Origin of the sequence: Aeromicrobium erythreum, from assembly GCF_001509405.1 — a bacterium.
GTDB classification, from domain to species: Bacteria; Actinomycetota; Actinomycetes; order Propionibacteriales; family Nocardioidaceae; genus Aeromicrobium; species Aeromicrobium erythreum.
Window position 1 is genome coordinate 2,781,524 of sequence record NZ_CP011502.1, and the last position, 20,252, is coordinate 2,801,775.

At 72.0% G+C, this 20,252-nt stretch carries 16 protein-coding genes and 1 pseudogene; 4 read left to right on the forward strand and 13 right to left on the reverse strand.

The annotated features are described in order from the left end of the window. The first annotated feature begins 94 nt into the window (after positions 1-94). Positions 95-382, forward strand: a complete 288-nt coding sequence (locus Aeryth_RS13205; RefSeq protein WP_067859579.1) for a hypothetical protein — start codon at positions 95-97, stop codon at positions 380-382. Between the two features lie 62 nt (positions 383-444). Here the strand turns inward: Aeryth_RS13205 and scpA are convergent. Beyond that, positions 445-2,562: pseudogene (gene scpA / locus Aeryth_RS13210) on the reverse strand (methylmalonyl-CoA mutase); the annotation flags it as partial. Positions 2,563-2,624: 62 nt separating this feature from the next. Then, the gene (locus Aeryth_RS13215) at positions 2,625-4,493 is read right to left on the reverse strand and encodes a methylmalonyl-CoA mutase family protein (RefSeq protein ID WP_067859587.1); all 1,869 of its coding nucleotides are present in this window, start codon (positions 4,491-4,493) and stop codon (positions 2,625-2,627) included. Between the two features lie 101 nt (positions 4,494-4,594). Here Aeryth_RS13215 and serC point away from each other — a divergent pair, with 101 nt between their 5' ends. Beyond that, positions 4,595-5,704, forward strand: a complete 1,110-nt coding sequence (serC, locus tag Aeryth_RS13220) for a phosphoserine transaminase (RefSeq protein ID WP_083516444.1) — start codon at positions 4,595-4,597, stop codon at positions 5,702-5,704. Between the two features lie 128 nt (positions 5,705-5,832). On the opposite strand, the gene Aeryth_RS13225 is transcribed toward serC, so the two are convergent. The 3 genes from Aeryth_RS13225 to Aeryth_RS13235 all read right to left on the reverse strand — a co-directional run bounded on the left by Aeryth_RS13225 (position 5,833) and on the right by Aeryth_RS13235 (position 8,988). Beyond that, positions 5,833-6,357, reverse strand: coding sequence for a gamma carbonic anhydrase family protein (locus Aeryth_RS13225; protein ID WP_067859592.1), 525 nt, complete (start codon positions 6,355-6,357; stop codon positions 5,833-5,835). A 22-nt stretch (positions 6,358-6,379) separates the two neighbouring features. Continuing rightward, entirely contained in the window at positions 6,380-7,819 is a 1,440-nt protein-coding gene (locus Aeryth_RS13230) for an NCS2 family permease (RefSeq protein ID WP_193786268.1), read from the reverse strand. A 77-nt stretch (positions 7,820-7,896) separates the two neighbouring features. Continuing rightward, complete coding sequence (locus Aeryth_RS13235; protein WP_067859596.1) at positions 7,897-8,988, reverse strand: YncE family protein; 1,092 nt, start codon at positions 8,986-8,988, stop codon at positions 7,897-7,899. A 92-nt stretch (positions 8,989-9,080) separates the two neighbouring features. Here Aeryth_RS13235 and Aeryth_RS18360 point away from each other — a divergent pair, with 92 nt between their 5' ends. After that, on the forward strand, positions 9,081-9,485 hold the full coding sequence (locus Aeryth_RS18360) for a DUF2530 domain-containing protein (RefSeq protein ID WP_236749741.1): 405 nt from the start codon (positions 9,081-9,083) through the stop codon (positions 9,483-9,485). Between the two features lie 18 nt (positions 9,486-9,503). Here the strand turns inward: Aeryth_RS18360 and Aeryth_RS13245 are convergent, their stop codons facing one another. Next, positions 9,504-10,238, reverse strand: coding sequence for a DUF3027 domain-containing protein (locus Aeryth_RS13245; protein ID WP_067859598.1), 735 nt, complete (start codon positions 10,236-10,238; stop codon positions 9,504-9,506). Between the two features lie 103 nt (positions 10,239-10,341). Between Aeryth_RS13245 and Aeryth_RS13250 the strand changes: the two genes are divergently transcribed. Further along, positions 10,342-11,865, forward strand: coding sequence for an MFS transporter (locus Aeryth_RS13250; protein ID WP_083516445.1), 1,524 nt, complete (start codon positions 10,342-10,344; stop codon positions 11,863-11,865). A 2-nt stretch (positions 11,866-11,867) separates the two neighbouring features. Here Aeryth_RS13250 and Aeryth_RS13255 read toward each other — a convergent pair whose 3' ends face one another. The 7 genes from Aeryth_RS13255 to Aeryth_RS13285 all read right to left on the reverse strand — a co-directional run bounded on the left by Aeryth_RS13255 (position 11,868) and on the right by Aeryth_RS13285 (position 20,252). After that, positions 11,868-12,713, reverse strand: coding sequence for a dioxygenase family protein (locus Aeryth_RS13255; protein ID WP_083516446.1), 846 nt, complete (start codon positions 12,711-12,713; stop codon positions 11,868-11,870). Positions 12,714-12,792: 79 nt separating this feature from the next. Beyond that, positions 12,793-13,188 carry a cold-shock protein gene (locus Aeryth_RS13260; RefSeq protein WP_067859601.1) on the reverse strand — a complete coding sequence of 132 codons (396 nt, stop codon included), beginning with the start codon at positions 13,186-13,188 and terminating at the stop codon, positions 12,793-12,795. Between the two features lie 45 nt (positions 13,189-13,233). Continuing rightward, a complete protein-coding gene (locus tag Aeryth_RS13265; RefSeq protein ID WP_067859604.1) occupies positions 13,234-14,235 on the reverse strand; it encodes a YihY/virulence factor BrkB family protein in 1,002 nt (333 codons plus the stop codon). Continuing rightward, on the reverse strand, positions 14,232-14,615 hold the full coding sequence (locus Aeryth_RS13270; protein WP_236749742.1) for a type II toxin-antitoxin system PemK/MazF family toxin: 384 nt from the start codon (positions 14,613-14,615) through the stop codon (positions 14,232-14,234). The genes Aeryth_RS13265 and Aeryth_RS13270 overlap by 4 nt, the downstream gene beginning before the upstream one ends. Before the next feature lie 1,583 nt (positions 14,616-16,198). After that, positions 16,199-17,791 carry an AMP-binding protein gene (locus Aeryth_RS13275; protein WP_067859607.1) on the reverse strand — a complete coding sequence of 531 codons (1,593 nt, stop codon included), beginning with the start codon at positions 17,789-17,791 and terminating at the stop codon, positions 16,199-16,201. 74 nt (positions 17,792-17,865) lie between these two features. Beyond that, positions 17,866-19,806, reverse strand: a complete 1,941-nt coding sequence (locus Aeryth_RS13280; RefSeq protein ID WP_067859610.1) for an exopolysaccharide biosynthesis polyprenyl glycosylphosphotransferase — start codon at positions 19,804-19,806, stop codon at positions 17,866-17,868. Beyond that, entirely contained in the window at positions 19,803-20,252 is a 450-nt protein-coding gene (locus Aeryth_RS13285; RefSeq protein ID WP_067859612.1) for a glycosyltransferase family 28 protein, read from the reverse strand. Before Aeryth_RS13285 ends, Aeryth_RS13280 begins: the two co-directional genes overlap by 4 nt.

Below are 20,252 nucleotides of genomic sequence, written 5' to 3' on the forward strand. Positions count from 1 at the left end.
AAGCGCTCCACGCAGATCGTGGAGATCGCCTGGACCGACCTCCATCGCACTGGAAGCATCGCAGTCGACCGACGACACTGGAGGAGTGATCCATGTGAACGAGCCGCAGGTCTGGACGGCGATCGGCATCCTGGGCACCTCCCTGTTCGGGATGCTGACGCTCATGTCGACCATGTTCGTGCGCATCATCCGCACCGAGATCGGGTCCGTCCGGACCGAGATCGGCTCTGTCCGGACCGAGATCGGCTCTGTCCGGACCGAGATCGGCTCGCTGCGCACGGAGATGCAGGCCGAGTTCGCCTCGGTGCGTACCGAGATCAGGTACCTCGATCGTGACGTGCAGGTCCTCACGAAGCGAGTGTTCGGCGACGGCGCGGCCTGACGGCGAGCACCGCGTCTCGCGATGAGACGCGGCGCCAGCCTTACCTCGGACGAACCGACCATCTAGTGCTGCAGGCTCGCGCGGAGCCGCTCGAGCAGGCTGAGCGCGGAGTCGGCGATGACCGTGCCGGGCAGGAACACCTCGGCAGCGCCCATCTCCTTCAGCGTCGGCACGTCGTCGGGCGGGATGACGCCACCCATGACGACCATGACGTCCTCGCCGCCGAGCTCGGCCAACGCCTTCTTCAGCTCCGGCAGGAGCGTCAGGTGGCCCGCCGCGAGGCTCGAGACGCCGACGATGTGCACGTCGGCGTCCACGGCCTGCTGCGCGACCTCCTCGGGCGTGGAGAACAGCGGTCCGACGTCGACGTCGAAGCCCATGTCGGCGAACGCCGTGACGATGACCTTCTGGCCGCGGTCGTGGCCGTCCTGGCCCATCTTGGCCACGAGGATGCGCGGGCGTCGACCCTCGGCCTTCTCGAACGCCTCGGTGGCGTCGATGACCTTCTGGACGTTGCCGCCCTGGCCCGCCTCGGTCCGGTACACACCGGAGATCGTACGGATGACGGCCTGGTGGCGCCCGTAGACCTTCTCGAGCGCGTAGGAGATCTCGCCGACCGTCGCCTTCGCGCGGGCCGCGTCGACGGCCAGGGCGAGCAGGTTGCCGTCGAGCGAGCCGTCGCGGCTGGCGCCACGCTCGGCGCTGGCCGTCAGGGCGTCGAGCGCGCGCTCGACCTCCTGCGGGTCGCGCTCGGCGCGCAGTCGCTCGAGCTTCGCCACCTGCTGGGCGTAGACCGACGCGTTGTCGACCTTGAGCACGTCGAGCGGGTCCTCGTCGGCGAGGCGGTAGGTGTTGACGCCGATGACGGCCTGCTGGCCGGAGTCGATGCGTGCCTGCGTGCGGGCGGCCGCCTCCTCGACGCGCATCTTGGGGATGCCCGCCTCGATGGCCTTGGCCATGCCGCCGGCCTTCTCGACCTCCTGGATGTGCGCCCAGGCGCGGTTCGCGAGGTCGTGCGTCAGCTTCTCGACGTAGTAGGAGCCGCCCCACGGGTCGATGACGCCGGTGGTGCCCGACTCCTGCTGCAGCAGCAGCTGCGTGTTGCGGGCGATCCGCGCGCTGAAGTCCGTCGGCAGCGCGATCGCCTCGTCGAGCGCGTTCGTGTGCAGGCTCTGGGTGTGGCCCTGCGTGGCGGCCATCGCCTCGATGCAGGTGCGCTGGACGTTGTTGAACACGTCCTGCGCGGTGAGGCTCCAGCCCGATGTCTGGCTGTGCGTGCGCAGGCTGAGGCTCTTGGGGTTCTTCGGGTCGAAGTCGCGCACGAGCCGGGCCCACAGGGCACGGGCGGCGCGCATCTTCGCGATCTCCATGTAGAAGTTCATGCCGATGGCCCAGAAGAAGCTGAGCCGCGGCGCGAACGCGTCGATGTCGAGGCCGACGTCGAGCCCGGCGCGGATGTACTCCACACCGTCGGCGAGCGTGTAGGCGAGCTCGAGGTCGTTCGTCGCCCCGGCCTCTTGGATGTGGTACCCGGAGATGGAGATGGAGTTGAACCGCGGCATCTTCGCCGCCGTGTACGCGAAGATGTCGGAGATGATCCGCATCGACGGCGCCGGCGGGTAGATGTAGGTGTTGCGGACCATGAACTCCTTGAGGATGTCGTTCTGGATGGTCCCCGAGAGCTGCTCCGGCGTCACCCCCTGCTCCTCGGCCGCCACGATGTAGAGCGCGAGCACCGGGAGCACCGCGCCGTTCATGGTCATCGAGACGCTCATCTCGTCGAGCGGGATGCCGTCGAAGAGCTGGCGGGCGTCGTAGATCGAGTCGATCGCGACGCCGGCCATGCCGACGTCGCCCTTCACGCGCGGGTGGTCGGAGTCGTAGCCGCGGTGCGTCGCGAGGTCGAAGGCGACCGAGAGGCCCTTTTGGCCGGCGGCGAGGTTGCGGCGGTAGAACGCGTTCGACTCCTCGGCGGTCGAGAACCCGGCGTACTGGCGGATCGTCCACGGCTGGGTCGTGTACATGGCCGGGTAGGGACCGCGCAGGAACGGCGCGAGGCCCGGGTAGGTGTCGAGCGCGTCGACGTCGGCGAGGTCGTCGGCGGTGTAGAGGTTCTTGACCGCGATGCCCTCGGGGGCGTCCCACGGCTCGGCGCCGTCGACCGCGGCCGCGTACGCGGCGGGGTCGGGCGTGGTGGGCTCGTCGGGGTCCAGCGGCAGTCCGGCGAACGAGGCGGGGATCGTCATGCCGTCACTTCCTCTCGGGTGCGGCGCAGGAAGGCCAGGGCGTCGAGCCCGGCCGCGCAGGAGTCGTCCACGTCGGCGTCGACGCTCTCGGGCTTGCCGGCGAGCACCACGTGGCGCGCGCCGGCCTCGCGCAGGGCCGCGACGAGGTCGCCACCCCACTCGGCGTACAGCGGGTCGGGGCCCGCGAGGCAGACGACGGCGGGGGCGTCGGCCTGCCGGTAGGCCTCGACGACGGCCTCGACGCCGTCGGTCGCGCCGGCGGTGACGGTGTCGATGCCGCCGGCGGCGAACAGGTTCGCGGCGAAGGTCGCGCGCGCGGTGTGCTGCGCGACGCGGCCGAGGGTCGCGAGGAAGACGGGCTGCGCGGCGCGGTCGTCGCGCATGGCCTCGAACTCGCGGGCGTACCGCAGCACCGGCTGGGTGCGGCCGTACGGGCGCCGCTGCGGCAGCTCCTCGTGCAGGTTCGGGAACTCCGAGACGCCCGTGACGGGACGCTTGCGGCGGGCGATGTCGAGGGCGCGGTCGGAGACCGTCTGCTCGACCTTGGGCCGCAGGACCTCCAGCGCCGCGACGAGACCACCGTCGGACGCGGCGGCGTCGAGCTCGCCGAACAGCTCCCAGGCGGAGCGGGCGAGGTCGTCGGTGAGCTTCTCGACGGCGTGCGAGCCGCCGGCGGGGTCGGTCACCCGCGCCACGTGCGACTCGCTGATGAGCAGGCTGGACGTGTTGCGCGCGATGCGCCGGCTGAACGCCTCGGGCAGGCCGAGCGGCTCGTCGAACGGCAGCACGGTCACGCTCGTGGCACCGCCGACGCCGGCGGCGAACGTCGCCACGCAGGTGCGCAGCATGTTCACGTACGGGTCGTAGGAGGCCATCATCGGCCGCGACGTGACCACGTGCTGACGCTGGCCGCGTCCGGTCTCTGCGACACCGCTCAGCTCGAGGAGCCGGGCCCAGGTGCGGCGGGCGGCGCGCAGCTTCGCGATGGTCGGGAACTGCTCGTCGGTGGCGGCGAGCCGCACGTCGAGCTGGTCGGCGGCGGCGTCGACGTCGAGGCCGGCCTCCACGAGCAGCCGCAGGTAGGCGGCACCGGCGAGCAGGCTGTAGGCGAGCTCCTGCACGTCGGACGCGCCGGCGTCGTGCACGGCGGTGGCGTCGACGACGATGCCGCGCGCGCCGCGACGCTGCGCGAGGTGCGCCACCTCGACGGCCACCGCGGGGTCGGTGACCGCGCCCTCCAGGCCGATGCCCAGCACGGTGCGGGCGTGCGCGCCGAGCGGGTCGGCGCCGTAGCTGGTGCCGGGCGCGGGCGCCACGGCCTTGTCGTCGAGCACGGCGTCGAGCGCCTGGGCGGCGGCGAGCGGGTCGGTCGGGTCCTCCACCACGACGGGCGCGAGGTCGACGAAGACCGGCTCCAGGACGCGGGCGAGCGCGCTGGTCGGGATGGCGCCGTCGCCCACGCTGAGCCACAGCGAGTTGGCACCGTTCTCGAGGTCGGTCACGACCTGCTCGGCCGTGACGTCGGGGTCGGGGTCGGTGAACCAGGCCCGCACGTCCCAGCCGTCGAGCTCGCGGGTCGCCGCACTGCCGCGCGTGAACGGCGCCTGGCCCGGCAGCCCGGTCTCCGGCAGGTCGGCCGTGAGGGCCGGGGTGCCCAGCGGGGTCACGCCGATGCCGTCGAGCGTGCGACGGGTCAGCAGACCCCACACGTCGGCGTCGGGGGCGTCGTCGGCGAGCTTCTTGGTCTTGCGCAGGACAGCAGCGGTGGCCTTCTCCCACGCGGCGACGTCGGGGGCGACACCGTCGGCGAGGGGGACAGCGACCGTTGCCTCGGGGCCCACGCCGGAGCCGAGGTCGGATGCCATAGGGGGCATCGTAGGGCGGGCGTGTGAGCCCGGCCACCTCATGTGACGAACCCGACGGTGGGGGGCTGGAGCAGCCCTGGGAGGGCTGAGAGGATGGGCTGGTGAAGATCCCCGCCAGGTTGCTGCCCCAGGACGGACGATTCGGCTCGGGCCCCTCCAAGGTCCGCCCCGAGGCCCTCGCGGCGCTCGCCGCGACGGGGTCGTCGCTGCTCGGCACGTCGCACCGGGCGGCACCGGTGAAGAACGTCGTCGCCTCCGTGCGACGCGGTCTGGGCGACCTGCTCGAGCTGCCGGACGGCTACGAGGTGGTGCTCGGCCTCGGCGGCTCGCACGCCTTCTTCGACGCCGCCGTGCACGGCTTGGTCGAGCGTCGCAGCCAGCACCTGGTGCACGGCGAGTTCAGCCGCAAGTTCGCGACGGCCGCCGCGCGAGCCCCGTTCCTGCAGGAGCCCGACGTGCTCGAGTCGGCGCCGTCGACCCACCCCCTCCCCCGCGCGAACCCCGACGTCGACGTGTACGCCTGGGCCCACAACGAGACCTCGACCGGCGTCATGGTCCCGGTGGAGCGCGTGCCCGACGCCGACCCCGACGCCCTCGTCCTCGTCGACGCGACGTCGGCGGCCGGTGGCCTGTCGGTCGACGTCGCGCAGACCGACGTGTACTACTTCGCGCCGCAGAAGTCGTTCGCCTCCGACGGCGGGCTGTGGATCGCGGTCATGTCGCCCGCCGCCGTCGAGCGTGCGGAGCGCATCGCCGCCTCGGGCCGCTACGTGCCCGCCTTTCTCGACCTCCCCACCGCGATCGAGAACTCGCGCAAGGACCAGACGTACAACACGCCCGCCGTCGCCACGCTCGTGCTGCTCGACGAGCAGGTGCGCTGGCTGAACGAGCAGGGCGGCATGGACTTCGCGGCACGGCGTGTGCGCGACTCCAGCGCGCGGCTGTACGAGTGGGCCGAGGCCTCGACGTTCGCGTCGCCGTTCGTCACCGCCCCCACCGAGCGCTCGTTCGTCGTGGGCACGATCGACCTCGACGCGTCGGTCCCGCAGAAGGACCTCACCGGCGTCCTCCGCGAGAACGGCGTCGTCGACCTCGACGGCTACCGGGGCCTCGGTCGCAACCAGCTCCGCGTCGGCATGTTCCCCGCCGTCGAGCCCGACGACGTCAGCGCCCTCACCGCCTGCATCGACTGGGTCGTCGAGCGGCTCTGACCAGCCCCCGCACCCGAGCCTGTTGGCGTGGGGCCCCACGCAAACCAGCTCCGCCCCACGCAAACATCGCGCGCATCTGCGTGTTTGCGTGGGGCCCCACGCAAACGCGCACCGGACGGAGGGGTGGGTCAGGGGGTGACGACGGTGGCGCCGCGGTGCAGCTCGCGGTGCTCCTCGTAGATGCGGGCGTTGCGGTGCAACCCTTCGACCTCCGCGTCGCTGAGCTCACGGCGCACCTTGGCGGGTACGCCCGCGACGAGCGAACGGGGCGGCACCTGCATGCCGGCGGTCACGAGGGCTCCGGCAGCCACCAGCGACTCGCTGCCGATGACGGCCCCGTTCATGACGACGGCGCCCATGCCGACGAGACAGTGATCCTCGACCGTGGCGCCGTGCACGACGGCGTTGTGGCCGACCGACACCCCCTCGCCGAGCACCACGGGATGACCGCGGTCGACGTGGAAGGCGCAGCCGTCCTGCACGTTCGAGCGGGGGCCGACCGTGATCGGTTCGTTGTCGGCCCGCAGCACGGCGCCGTACCAGACGCTCGCACCCTCCTCGAGCAGCACGGAGCCCACCAGGGTGGCGTTCGGGGCTACGAAGGCGGTCTCGGCCACGCGCGGACGTCGGTCGTCACCCAGGTCGATCAGCATGACCCCGACCCTAGCCAGCGTGTCAGGTCAGCCAGCGGGTGATCGGGTCGATCGCGAAGTAGATGACGAACAGCGCCGTCACGACCCACATGAGGGGATGGATGGACGCGATCCGGCCACGCGTCACCCGCAGCACGACCCAGGCGATGAAGCCGGCGCCGATGCCCGCGGTGATGGAGTAGGTGAACGGCATGAGGACGATGGTGAGGAACGCCGGGATGGCGATGTCGGGGTCGTCCCAGCTGATGCCCGTCACCTGCGACATCATGAGGAAGCCGACGAGCACGAGGGCGGGTACGGCGGCCTCGTTCGGGATGTGCTGCACGAGCGGCGCGAAGAACGTGGCCAGCAGGAACAGCACCCCGGTGACGATGCTCGCCAGTCCGGTGCGCGCACCGTCGCCGACGCCCGCCGCTGACTCGATGTAGGACGTGTTCGACGAGACGCCCGCCGCACCGCCGGCGGCCGCCGCGATGGAGTCGACGACGAGGATCCGCTGGGCGCCCTCGGGCGAGCCGCCCTCGTCGTTCAGGCCGGCCTCGGCGCCGATGGCCGTCATCGTGCCCATCGTGTCGAAGAAGTCGGCGAGCAGGAGGGTGAAGACCAGCAGCGACGCCGCGACGACGCCGACGCGCTCGAACGAGCCCAGCAGGGAGAACTGTCCCAGCAGGCTGAAGTCGGGCGTCTGGACGATGGTGTCGGGCAGCGACGGGACGTTGAGGTTCCAGCCCTTGGAGGTGGGATCGCCACCGCCGCCGGGGGTGTCGGTGATCGCCTGCACGACACCGGCGAGCACGGTGGTCGCGAGGATGCCGATGAGGATCGCGCCGGGCACGCCGCGCGCGTGGAGCGCGATCATGAGCAGCAGGCCAAGGCAGAAGACGAGCACGGGCCAACCGGCCAGCTCGCCGCCGATGCCGAGCCCGATCGGCGGCGCGGCGTTGCCGGTGGTGCGCACGAACCCGGCGTCGACGAGGCCGATGAGCGTGATGAAGAGCCCGATGCCGACGGCGATGGCCGTCTTGAGCTGCGCGGGGACGGCGTCGAAGACCGCCTTCCGGAAGCCGGTCAGCACGAGCAGGAGGATGACGAGACCCTCGATGACGACGAGGCCCATCGCGTCGGCCCACGTCATCTGCGACGCGACGGAGTAGGCGACGAAGGCGTTCAGGCCGAGGCCGGTGGCGATCGCGAGCGGGAAGTTCGCGACCGCGCCCATGAGGATGCTCAGCACGCCGGCGGCGAGGGCCGTGCACGCGGCGATGGTCGTGAAGCCCGACCCCGGCTCGCTGCCGCCGCCGAGGAAGTTCCCGTCGGCGTCCGGGACCCCGGCCAGGATGATCGGGTTCAGCACGATGATGTAGGCCATCGTGAGGAACGTGACGACCCCGCCACGCACCTCCCGGCCGACGCTGGAGCCGCGGGCGGCGATCTTGAAGTGGCGCTCGAGCACGGTCGTCATGGCCCGCAGCATGCCAGACCGCGGCGTCCGGCCCCGAGCCGTCCCCGTCTCGTGGACGTCCGGTCGCTGGGACCGGCTCAGTCGTCGTCGCGGCGCGTGATCCACACGCCGAACGCGGCGAGCAGCAGGACCGCGAGACCGCCGACGGCCACCGCGAACCAGGGGCGGCCCAGCTCGGTCGGCGCCGGTGCACTGGGCGTCGTCGCGGCGGCGGGCGTCGTCGCCGTGGGGGTCGGGGTGGCCGACGGCACGGCGGCGCCGGCCCGCTCGGCCGAGAAGCCGACGCGCTGCAGCTGCCAGGGGCTGCCCTCGCTGCCGATGAGGTAGGAGCCACCCGACGGCTCGAAGGCGAGCGTCTCGCCCTGGGGCTGCTCGGGCAGCGCCTCGGTGCGCACGAGGGAGAGGTCCGAGGCGTTCAGGACGGCGGCGGCGATGTAGTTGCGGACGACGACGTAGCGGCCGTCGGGGCTGGTCGAGGCGTCGGTCGCCATGAGGAGGGTCGGGTCGCCGACGGGCTCTGGCACGTTGGTGCGCTGCGTCGAGAGCGCGTCCGGGAAGCGGAGCACCTGGCCCGACAGCAGGTCCTTCGTCACGAGCAGGAACCGGCCGTCGCCGTCGACGGCGAGCGACTCGACGTCGTGCGGGCCGTCGGAGTAGCCCACCGGGTAGCGGGTCGAGCGCGCGGCGTGCGTGCCCGGACCAGGCTCGTCGATGGCGTAGATCGCGGTGTCGCGACGCTGGGCGGAGTTGTCGCCGACGTCGCCGATCCAGAGCTTCCCGTCGTGCAGGGTCATGGCCTCGGTGTCGACCCACGGCGTCCCGCTGACGGTGGTCGTGCCGACGACCTCGCCCGTGGAGATGCGCACCGCGTAGACGACGTCGGCGTTGCCCGAGTCGTTGATGGTGTAGGCGAGGTCGTCGTGCACGGCGCTGACGGCGAGACCGCTCGACTCGGAGATGCGAGGGTCGCGCACGGTGCTGACCACCCGGGCCGCCACGGCGGTCTCGTCGTCGGCGCGCGACAGCGTCGCGGGCGCCGGCAGGGCGCCCAGGCTGGAGGGATCCAGCGGGCGGGCGTCGGCGTCGCGCGCGAGCGAGACGACGGCGGCCACGACCAGCAGGACCACGAGGAGGGCCGGGAACAGCAGCCGGCGACGACGGGGGTTCATCGGCTCCATCCTCCCAGCGGCCCGCAGGGGACGCACGGGTGCGGTCCGTCACGGGCCGGCGGGCGCCCGGACGGGAACGCTACCCTGGTCCGGTGAGCGACGAGTCGGAGTGGACGCTGCGCGACGGCGACGGCCCGGAGACGGTCGAGCGCAAGCTCGGGCACCGCGAGCGCGAACGTCTGGAGCGCGCGGCACGCCGCCACGAGCTGGGCCGGCCGGAGGTCACCGAGCTCGAGATCGGCCGCACGACGCACAAGGTCGCCCAGGTCGAGCCGATGGACCTCGACGGCGTCCGCACGATGACGGTCGGCACGATCCTCTGGGGCGTGGTGGCCGTGGCGCTGGTCCCGTTCCTGGGCACGCTCGAGGAGCAGGGCCGCACGTGGTGGCTCTGGACCGCGATCGCCGGCTTCGGCCTCGGCCTGCTCGGCATCGAGTACTGCCGACTGCGTCGCAACGCCCTGCGGCACCAGCCCGGCCGACGCCGCGACGGCTGACGAGAGCCCGACGGGCGGCTAGAGCTCGTCGACGTCGACGGTGTCCCACACCGGCGGCGGCAGCTTCTGCGGACCGGCGGACCGGCTGAGCCGCGCGCCGGAGTGCGCGCCGCAGCCGTGGTCGAGGGCGACGACGCGACCGTCGTCGTTCGCCGAGCCGTTGGCGCACACGCCGAACCGGTCGGAGAGCGGTCCGGCGAGGCTGACGAGGAAGCCGCAGGAGTCGCACGTGCCCGGGGCCTGCTTGGTCATGGGGTTGTCGGGGCCCTGCTCACCGTCGTTCCAGCGCTGCGCGGCGAGGTCGCGCCCCTCGAGGGAGAGCACCCAGGCACGACCCAGGCCGACCTCGCGTGCGAAGGCGCGGTCGACGGTGTCGAGGTGGTCGCCGGCCGACCAGGCGGGCACGAGGCGCGCGTCGTCCTCCTCGGGCGGCAGGACGTCGCCGGGGCTGAGGTCGCCGGGCTTGATGCGGTCGCGGTAGGGCGTCCAGGCGGGCGCGACTACGGCGTCGTCGCCGGGCAGCAGGACGACGTCGTTGACCGTGACCGCGTCGTCCTCGACACCCGCGGACAGGCTGACCGCCCAGGTCCAGCCGCGGTAGCCGGGGCCGGTGCAGGCGAACAGGTGCGTGGCGAGCCGCTCGCCGTCGTCGACGACCCTCAGGTGCTCGCCCACGGCCGACTCGTCGGTGGCCTCGAGCAGGGCGGCGCGGGCCACGTCGTGGGCGGCGCCCAGGGCGGGGTGGGTCCTCATGGCTCGATTGTCCCTCATGGGTCCAGCCGGCCGCCAACCCCCGTGCCCGACACGGGACGAGGCTCACCCGGTCGGGCGGGACAGGGTGGGGCAGGATGTGGTCATGGCCCCGACGAGCGACGGAGACGATCGCACGCCCGGCCCCGACTGGCCGGGTCCTTCCGGCAGTCGTGCCGCTGGCACGGCCGGCGACCGGGACACGCTCGACGACCTCGGCCCCGACCAGGAGGCACCGACCGGGGCCGACACCGGCACGCCTCCGCCTCGTCGCGGCGCCAAGGTCGCGTCGGGCCTGCGACGCACCGGGCGCACGGTGGCCCGTGGTGGCGCCGGAGCCGTCGCGGGTGCGCGCCGCTTCACCCACGCCGGTGGCGCGGGCGAGTCGGGCCTGTCGCGTCTGCTCGAGCTGCACGCCTTCAACACCGCCGGCGACGCGGCCGTCGCGGTCTCGCTCGCGGGCACCCTGTTCTTCACCGTGCCGACGGAGCAGGCCAGCGGCCAGGTGGCGCTCTTCCTTGTGCTGACGATGCTGCCGTTCGCGTTCGTGGCCCCGCTGATCGGCCCGTTCCTCGACCGGTTCCGTCGCGGCCGGCGGTGGGCCATCGGTGGCACGCTCGCGATCCGCGCGTTCTGCTGCTGGGTGCTCGCCGGGGCCGTGGCCGAGGAGTCGCCCGCGTTCTACCTCGCTGCCCTCGGCTGCCTGGTGGCCTCGAAGGCCTACGGCGTGACCCGCGCGTCGGCCGTCCCCCGGCTGCTCCCCGAGGAGTTCACGCTGGTCAAGGCCAACTCCCGGATCTCGCTCACCGGCACGGCTGCCGCGGCTGTCTCGGCACCGCTCGCCGTGGGTGCCGCCGCGATCGGCGCCGAGTGGTCGCTGCGGTACGCGTTCGTCCTGTTCGTCGTGGGCACCGTGCTCGCGATTCTGCTGCCCGCGCGCGTCGACTCCAGCGAGGGCGAGGAGCAGGTCGACCTGTCCGACCTCAGCGGCCGGCCCGCCAAGCGTGGCATCACGGTCTCGCGCCACGTCGTCGACGCGCTGCGCAGCAACGCCGGGCTCCGGCTCATCACGGGCTTCCTCACCATCTTCATGGCGTTCACGCTGCGCGAGCCGCCCGCCTCGCTGGGGTGGACGGGCAACGCGACGATCCTCATGGGCCTCGTGATCGGGGCCGCCGGCGCCGGCAACACGCTCGGCGTGGTCATCGGCTCGTGGACCCGCTCCCGCAGCCCTCACCGCGTGGTGCTGGTCGTGCTGCTCGTCGACATCGTCGCCTTGGTCGTGGCGGCGGCGTTCTTCCGCTGGCCGGTGGCCGCGCTGCTGGGCCTGACCGTCGGACTCTGCCAGTCGCTCGGCAAGCTCAGCCTCGACGCGCTCATCCAGCGTGACATCGGCGAGGAGGTGCGCACGAGCATGTTCGCGCGCTCCGAGACGCTGCTGCAGCTGTCGTGGGTGATCGGCGGACTCATCGGCATCGGCCTGTTCACGCTCGACGCCGACGTGGCCCTCGCCATGTTCGTGACGGCCGGCGTCGTGGTGGCGTGGGGCGTGTTCGTGCTGCGCCAGGCGCACCTGGCGCGACGTCTCCCGACCGAGCCCGTCGGTCCGGTGCCGCCGCCTGCGCCCTGACGTCAGACGGTGACGAAGCTGCGCATCCCGATCGAGCCCATGTCGATGGAGGCGTTGAAGAAGCGGACCTCCTCCTCGGGGTGCAGCAGGCTGAGCGCCGCGACCATCGGCCGGTAGTGCTCGTCGGTGGGCACGGCGATCCGCGCCTCCCGCCAGGTCCCGTACGGGTCGAGCAGCTGGTCGAGACGACGGTCGGTCAGGGCGGCGGCCGTGTCGGCGTCGAACTGCTCCGCCCAGTCCCACGCCGGCGCTTCCGGCTCCCAGCGGGCGCGGCCGAGCGCGTGCACGATGTTGCCGCTGCCGATGAACAGCACGCCCTGGTCGCGCAGGCGGCGCAGGCGGCCGTACAGCTCGTGCAGCCGCGGCAGCGGCAGGGTGTCGTCGATGCTGATCTGCAGGACGGGGACCTGGGGTGCGGGAGCGAGGTACTTCAGCACCGACCAGGTGCCGTGGTCCAGGCCCCACTGGCTGTCGAGGGCGGCCTCGTACTCCGCGAGGCGATGGGCGAGCACGCGGGCGACCTCGTGGTCGCCGACCGTGTCGTACTGGACGCGCGAGAGCTCCTCCGGGAAGCCGCCGAAGTCGTAGATGACGCGGTTGCGCGGTGCGTCGGTCACGTGCGTGCGCCCCGGCGTCAGCCAGTGCGCGCTCACGACGACGATCGCCTGGGGCTCCGGGAGCCGCTGCCCCTCCACCGTCCACGTGTGGGTGTAGTGGTTCTCGCGGATGGCGTGCATCGGGTTGCCGTGGCCCACGAAGAGCACGGGCATGCGCTCGCTGGGCCGCAGCCGCTGCTCGAGGTCGCTCAGGCGGTGCTCGACCCGTGGGCCCGAGGGAATGGTGGTCACGCGGTGCTCCCGTGCTCAGGTAGTAGATGCTTCAACTACCAGGGTACGCGGCGCGAGCCCCGCGCACCAGGGCCCGGGACTACCCGTCGAGCTCGGTGGCCAGCGCGCGCAGCAGCTGGGCGACCGGCTTGGCGGAGCGGGCGTCGGGGTGACGGCCGTGCCGGTACCCCTCCCCCAGCCCGTCGAGCAGACGGATGAGGTCCTCGACGATCGTCACCATCTCCTCCGGCTTCTTGCGCCGGGCGCGGGCCTGCGTGCGCGAGACGGGAGCCGAGCCCTCGATCACGCGCACCTGGAGCGCCTGGTCGCCGCGCCGGCCCTGCGCCACCCCGAACTCCACGCGCGTGCCCGACTTCAGGGCGGTGACGTCGGCGGGCAGCGCGTCGGAGCGGACGTAGACGTCGCCGCCCTCGTCGCTGCTGATGAAGCCGAAGCCCTTCTCGGTGTCGTACCACTTGACCTTGCCCGTGGGCATGCGCGTGTCCTTCTGTCGGGGGGATCGGAGGGGTGCGGGACCAGCCTAGGGCGTGGTGCCCGGCGGTTCGTCCTCGTCCTTCTCGAAACGAGCCTCGATCACCTGGAAGCCCTTGTGCCGCTGCGCCTTCGCGTAGGCCGTGTAGGCGCGCTCGTCGGCCTCGGTGAGCTCGACGTTGTCGGTGAACGGCGTCAGCAGCGCGCGGGGGTACAGGTGTCGGCGCAGCACCACGTTGAGCTCCAGCGCCATGACGACGAGCACGGCCGCGACGAAGATGAACGCGAGCAGCCCGAGGACCAGCGCGAACGTCTGGTTGACCGTCTGGCTCGCGCGGTTGATCACGCGCGTCACGTAGGAGTTGCCGGCCAGCTGCAGCAGCTGCCAGCCGACGGCGGCGAAGATCGCGCCGGGCAGCACCGAGCGGGTGTGCGCCCGTCCCGCGCTCACCAGGCGGAAGAGACCGACGAAGATCGCGGCGGTGAGCACGAAGCCGGTACCGCGCACGATCCACCCGGTGGCGGGCCCGACGAGTCCCCCGAACGCGTCGGGGTTGGCCAGCACCGACGTCGCGACGGCGAGCACGAGGATGCCGATGCCGGCGATGGCGAGGAAGATCAGGCTCCGCAGCCGCATGAGGAACGGGTTGGCGCGACTGTTGCGCGGGACCGACCACGCGATGTTCGCGGCGTTCTGCGCGGCCTGGCCGAGCCCCATCGCACCGTAGAGGGCCGCGATCGAACCCACGACGATCGCCGTCGTGCTGCCCTGCAGGCCCTGCTCGCTGCCGAGCTGGTCGCCGACGATCGGGAACTGGCTCAGCGCCGTGTTCAGCAGGCTCTCGCGCAGCTGCGGGTCGCCCTGCAGCACGAAGCCCAGGATCGACGTCGAGATGAGCAGCAGGGGGAACACCGCGACGAACGCGTAGTAGGTGACGATCGCCGCCAGGTAGGGGCCCTGGTCGTCGAAGTACTTGTAGATCACCGCGAGCGGCAGCCCGACGAACCGGTGCCGACGCTGGAAGCGGTCGACCTTGTCGACGGCGCTCATGCCAGCTCGAGGTGCTCTGCCGCGGCCGCGAGCACCGCCGCGAACCGGGGCTCGTCGAGCACGGCACCCTCGCGACGCACCGCGTCGGGGTCGACGTCGATGAGCCGGTTCACCCGCACCTCGCTGGGTCGGCCCTGCGCGTCCCACGGCCCGGACCCGATGTCGAGCCAGAAGCGACCGTCACGCGCCTCCTGGGCTGCGTCGCGGTCGTGGTCCTTCGACGTGAGCATCAGCCCGACGAGCCGCGCGCCGTCGCGTCCGACGACCAGGACCGGGCGGTCCTTGCCCTGCGCGGGGTCGTCCTCGTACGGCACCCAGGTCCACACGATCTCCCCCGGATCGGGCCGTCCGTCGGGCTTCGGCGCATACGTCAGGTCCACGGCGACAGCCTCCCACACGCCTGCGGCACGGGCCTGACGACGGGATCCGCGGACGGTTCCGCTCGTCGAGTAGTCAGGACGAGCTTGCGAAGCCCTGACGTCGAGACCCCCGGCAACAGATCGGCGCGAGCCAACCCCCGGCGACTGCCTGGAGTGGTCTCGATACGCCTCCGCCAGCTCCTACGTCGCGGCGTCGACTACTCGACCAGCGAAGTCCTCCGCTGGTCGAGTAGCGGCACGCGCGACGAAGGAGCGCCGTGGCCGCGTATCGAGACCACCCGGCAACAGATCAGCGCAAACCAGCCCCCAGCGACACCCCAGAGTGGTCTCGATACGCCCGGAGCACGCTCGTCCCTCGCGGCTCCGCGCTACTCGACCAGCGAAGTCCTCCGCTGGTCGAGGAGCGGCCACGCGCGACGAAGGAGCGCCGTGGCCGCGTATCGAGACCACCCGGCAACAGATCAGCGCAAACCAGCCCCCAGCGACACCCCAGAGTGGTCTCGATACGCCCGGAGCACGCTCGTCCCTCGCGGCTCCGCGCTACTCGACCAGCGAAGCGTTCCGCTGGTCGAGTAGCGCCCACGCGCGACGAAGGAGCGCCGTGGCTGCGTATCGAGACCACCCGGCAACAGCCCAGCGCGGGCCAACCCACAGCGAACGCTTGGAGTGGTCTCGATACGTCCCCGCCAGCTCCTCCGTCGCGGCGTCGACTACTCGACCAACGAAACCCACCGCTGGTCGAGTAGTCAGGACGAGCTTGCGAAGTCCTGACGTATCGAGACCACCCGGCAACAGCCCAGCGCGGGCCAACCCCCAGCGACCGCCTGGAGTGGTCTCGATACGCCCGGAGCACGCTCGTCCCTCGCGGCTCCGCGCTACTCGACCAGCGCGATCGCTGGTCGAGTAGCGGCGACGGCGAGCGCCAGCGAGCACGTCGGTGCGTATCGAGAGCACCCGGCAATGGCTCAGCGCGGACCAGCCCCCAGCGACCGCTTGGAGTGGTCTCGATACGCCCGGAGCACGCTCGTCCCTCGCGGCTCCGCGCTACTCGACCAGCGAAGCGTTCCGCTGGTCGAGTAGCGACCACGCGCGGCGAAGGAGCGCCGTGGCCGCATATCGAGACCACCCGGCAACAGCCCAGCGCGGGCCAGCCCCCAGCGACAGCGTGGAGTGGTCTCGACCTCCGCCAGCTCCTTCGTCGCGGCGTCGACTACTCGACCAACGAAACCCACCGCTGGTCGAGTAGTCAGGACGAGCTTGCGAAGTCCTGACGTATCGAGACCACCCGGCAACCGATCAGCGCGATCCCACCCCCAGCGACAGCCCAGAGTGGTCTCGATACGCCCGGAGCACGCTCGTCCCTCGCGGCTCCGCGCTACTCGACCAGCGAAACGTTCCGCTGGTCGAGTAGCAGGGACGAGCTTGCGAGGTCCCTGCGTATCGAGACCACTCGGCAACGGCTCGGCGCGGGGCAGGTGGAGGCACCGGGGCCTGGACGCTTGCCAGGTCTCGATACAGCGGGACGCCTTCGGCGTGCACCACTCGACCCGACTGACCCGCTCGGGCGCGGAGCGCCCTCGGGGTCAGTCGAACTCGGGGAGCTCGCGCTTCATGACCTTGCCCGTGGGGTTGCGGGGCAGCTCGTCGAGGAACTTGGTCCGACGCGGCACGGCGAAGCGGGCGACCCGCTCCTTGGCGTAGGAGACGACCTCGTCCTCGTCGAGCGACGCGCCGTCCTTGACCACCACGTAGGCGGCAAGGCAGTGGCCCCAGTCGGGGTCGGGCACGCCGACGACCACGACGTCGGTGATGGACGGGTGGCCGATGAGCGCGTCCTCCAGCTCGCGGGGGAACACGTTCTCGCCGCCGGAGATGATCATGTCGTCGTCGCGGCCCGCCACGAACAGGCGGCCGTCCTCGTCGAAGTAGCCGAGGTCGCCCGTGTGCATGAGTCCGTCGCGGAAGTCCTTGGTGTTGCCGTCGGTGTAGCCGCCGAACTGCATCTCGTTGCCGACGTAGATGACACCCGTCTCGCCCGGCGGCAGCTCGTTGCCGTCGGTGTCGAGGATCTTCGCGACCGTGCGCCACGGCACGCGACCCGCGGTGCCGGGTGCCGCGCGCAGGTCCTCCGGCGAGGCGATGGACACCCAGCCGGTCTCGGTGGCGCCGTAGAAGTTGTAGACCGAGTCGGTGAAGCGGTCCATGAAGTCGATCGCCAGGTCACCGGCGAGCGCCGAGCCGCTCGAGGCGGTGATGCGCAGGCTGGAGACGTCGTAGCGGTCGGCCACCTCGCGGTCGAGGTTCACCAGACGCTGCATCATCAGCGGCACGACGACGAGCACCTCGGCCTTGTACCGGTCGATGTCCTCGAGGACCTGCGCGGGATCGAACTTGCGGCGCAGGACGTAGGTCGGGACGGTCGAGAGGCCGAACCCGAAGTTGATGAGGCCCCACGAGTGGAACAGCGGCGCGGCCAGCACGACCGTGGAGTTGCCGTGGTACGGGATGGACCCGAAGAAGGTGAGGAGCGGGTCGAGGTTCTCCGGCTCCTTGCGGTTCGCGCCCTTCGGCAGCCCGGTGGTGCCGGAGGTGAAGATGACGATGCCGCCCGGCTTGGACGGCTTCTTGTGGTCGTCGGTCGGCTGCCCCTCGGCGAGGCCCGACAGGGTCGGCAGGCCGTGGGAGTCGTCGTCGGCCCACGCCACGACGACGAGGTCGCGGTCGATCTCGGACGTGACCTTGAGGAACTCCTGGTCGACGATGGCGAACTTGGCGCCCTCGCGTCGCGTGAGCTCGCCGAGCTGGGAGGCGCTGGCCATCGTGTTGAGCAGCAGCACCTTCGCGCCGATCTGCATGATCGAGACCATCGAGACCACCATCCAGCGGTGGTTGCGTCCCATGAGCGCGACCGCGTCACCGACCTGCACGCCGCGGGCCTTGAGCGCGGCCGTCGTCTGGTTGATCTCGTCGCGCAGCTCGGCCCACGTGATCTCGCCGGCGTCGTCGATGATCGCGGTCTGGTTCGGGAAGCGGGCGGCCGCCGCGGCCACAGCCGACGGGAAGCCGGGGCCCCAGGTGGCGAGCTTGATGCCCGCCTTGAGGAGCCGGTGGGGCGGCTGGACCTTGAGGAGGCCGATCTGTCGCAGGACCTTCAGCTTGTAGGCGATGTCACTCATGCGGTCCGGCGGCTCCTCGGTCTCGTCACGTCAGGAAACGTCACAGTAACAGTGGGTGACACCGCGTGGCGGGTTCAGAGAGCGCCGTCACGTACGAGCACGGCGCGCACGGTGCGCAGCAGGATCCGGGCGTCGAGGCGCAGGCTCCAGGTGTTGACGTACTGCAGGTCGAGCCGGATCGACTCCTCCCAGCTCAGCTGCGAACGACCGCTGACCTGCCACAGGCCGGTGAGTCCGGGGCGCACGTGCAGCCGTCGCCAGACCCACTGGCTGTACTGCGCCGTCTCGCGCGGCAGGGCGGGCCGAGGGCCGACGAGCGACATGTGGCCGAGCAGCACGTTGACCAGCTGCGGGAGCTCGTCGAGCGACGTGCGACGCAGGACGCGTCCGACGGGCGTGACCCGGGGGTCGTCGTCGAGCTTGAACAGGGGGCCGGCGCCCTCGTTGCGGACGACGAGCTCGTCGAGCCGCTCCTCGGCGTCGACGACCATGGTGCGGAACTTCAGCATCGTGAACGGTGTCCCGTCGCGTCCGGTGCGCTCCTGGCGGAAGATCACCGGTCCGGCCGACGTGAGCCGCACTGCGAGGGCGACGGCGAGCATCACCGGCGACAGGACCACCAGGCCGACGAGCGCGGCCGTGCGGTCGACGACTGACTTGACCGCGACCGACACCAGGTGCTCGTTGGGAGGCCGCATGGTCAGCGCCAGCTGGTCGGCCACCATGCGCGGACGCATGTACTCGACGTGGTCCTCCATGTCGGCGAGCACCAGGCACTCGACGTCGGCGCGCTGCAGCGCCCAGGCCAGGTGGCGCAGCGCGGGCGTGGTGAGCGCGTGGTCGGAGGCGATGACGACGGACCGGGCGCGCTGGCGGTAGACGGTCGCCATGACGTCGGGCACGATCCGCGACAGCGACCCCGGCGAGCCGAGGGGCACGGACTCCGCATCGCCGCGCCAGACGCACGAGGCCACGACGTCGACGTCGCGCCGGCCGGCCCAGTGGTCCGTCAGACGGCGGACCCGACGCTCCTCGCCCACCAGGACCGTGGGCGTGCGACGCCGGACGACACGGTGCGCGACGCCGTAGCCGACGAACACGAGGGCGGCGGCCAGCACCGCGAGCAGGCCGCGACGCAGGTCGGGCGTGCTCTGGACGCCGAGCAGCAGACCGGCCACGACCGCCGCGCCGACGACGCCGAGCAGGCGGACGACCGGGGTGAGCGAGCTGGCGCGCTCGGCCGCGGGCTGCGCGAGCCAGCTGTAGACGAGCCACGCCCCGACGCCGGCCACGACGGCGCGGCCGACGTCGCCGTCCAGCCCGAAGTGGACGGCGAGCGCGAGGGCCGTCGTGAAGGTCAGGAGGTAGCCGACCAGTCCCTGCCGCACGGCGTCGGCGACGGCCCGGACCATGCCGCTGCGACGACGTTGGGCGCGGGCGGCGAGGAACTCCTCACCTGCGGGGGCCCGGGTGCTGCGCGGGACGCCCAGGCGCGTGCGCCCCTCGGCGTCACGGCGCGCCTCGGGCAGGTCGCCGAGCAGCCGGGTGGCCTCGAGGACGCCGGCAGTCGGCTGCAGCTCCTCCGACCGGGTGCGCAGCGTGCCGGCGGCCACCTCGTCGAGCAGCCGGTGCAGCTGCTCGCGCGACTCCGCGACGTGCACGAGCCCCATCTCGGCCAGCCGTCGGCTGAGCACGACCTGGTGGTCGTCGACGACCTCGTCGTCGACCGGCACGCGGGGCACGACGATCGGGATGCGACCGGCGCGGCGTGCGTCCATGACGCCGCCGGCACCGCCCTGGAGCACCACGACGTCGGCGCGCCGGTAGTGCTCGAGCAGCTCGTCGGGCGCCATCATGGTGCGGTTGTCGGCCCTGCCCAGCGGTCGGGTCGAGCCGTGCTGGAAGACCACGGCGGCCTCCTGCGCGTCGGCCCACGGCTCCAGCCAGTCGACGAAGCGGTCGAACGGGTGGTGGTAGGTGCCGACGCTCGCGACGACGCTGAGCGGCTCGGTCACAGCACCAGGCCGACGGTCTGCGCGCGCGGCAGCTTCTCGGTGAGCTGGTCCCACTGCGTCAGGTACTCGTCGACGAACGGGTACACCAGCCGTCCGGTCAGCGACGGCTTGTCGATGCGGTCGATCGTCTCCAGGAAGATCGACCGGGCGCCGACCCGGCGCGCCTGGCGCAGGAACGGCACGGCGACGGCGGCGCCGGTGCTGAAGACCACGTCGGGACGCCACTCGTCGATGACCCGGCGGGCCAGCACCATGTTGCGGGCGAGGTTCGGCAGGTTGCGCTGCGTCGGCCACGCGCACTCGATGACGCGCTCGTCGCGCAACTTCAGCCGGGCGTCCTCGGTGGGCCCGGTGACCCAGAGCCGCTCGTGCTCGCCCCACCAGGGCTCGAGGGCGAGGGCCTGGGCGAGGTGTCCGCCGGAGGAGCAGGCGATGAGGATGCGCAT

What these genes read in the sequence shown, in the direction of transcription:
- Aeryth_RS13275 (WP_067859607.1), bottom strand. Translation starts at nt 17,791, where the DNA reads ATGAGTGACATCGCCTACAAGCTGAAGGTCCTGCGACAGATCGGCCTC.
- Aeryth_RS13225 (WP_067859592.1), bottom strand. Translation starts at nt 6,357, where the DNA reads ATGCTGATCGACCTGGGTGACGACCGACGTCCGCGCGTGGCCGAGACC.
- Aeryth_RS13285 (WP_067859612.1), bottom strand. Translation starts at nt 20,252, where the DNA reads ATGCGCATCCTCATCGCCTGCTCCTCCGGCGGACACCTCGCCCAGGCC.
- Aeryth_RS13235 (WP_067859596.1), bottom strand. Translation starts at nt 8,988, where the DNA reads ATGAACCCCCGTCGTCGCCGGCTGCTGTTCCCGGCCCTCCTCGTGGTC.
- Aeryth_RS13265 (WP_067859604.1), bottom strand. Translation starts at nt 14,235, where the DNA reads ATGAGCGCCGTCGACAAGGTCGACCGCTTCCAGCGTCGGCACCGGTTC.
- Aeryth_RS13250 (WP_083516445.1), top strand. Translation starts at nt 10,342, where the DNA reads ATGGCCCCGACGAGCGACGGAGACGATCGCACGCCCGGCCCCGACTGG.
- Aeryth_RS13215 (WP_067859587.1), bottom strand. Translation starts at nt 4,493, where the DNA reads ATGGCATCCGACCTCGGCTCCGGCGTGGGCCCCGAGGCAACGGTCGCT.
- Aeryth_RS13245 (WP_067859598.1), bottom strand. Translation starts at nt 10,238, where the DNA reads ATGAGGACCCACCCCGCCCTGGGCGCCGCCCACGACGTGGCCCGCGCC.
- Aeryth_RS13230 (WP_193786268.1), bottom strand. Translation starts at nt 7,819, where the DNA reads ATGACGACCGTGCTCGAGCGCCACTTCAAGATCGCCGCCCGCGGCTCC.
- Aeryth_RS13260 (WP_067859601.1), bottom strand. Translation starts at nt 13,188, where the DNA reads ATGCCCACGGGCAAGGTCAAGTGGTACGACACCGAGAAGGGCTTCGGC.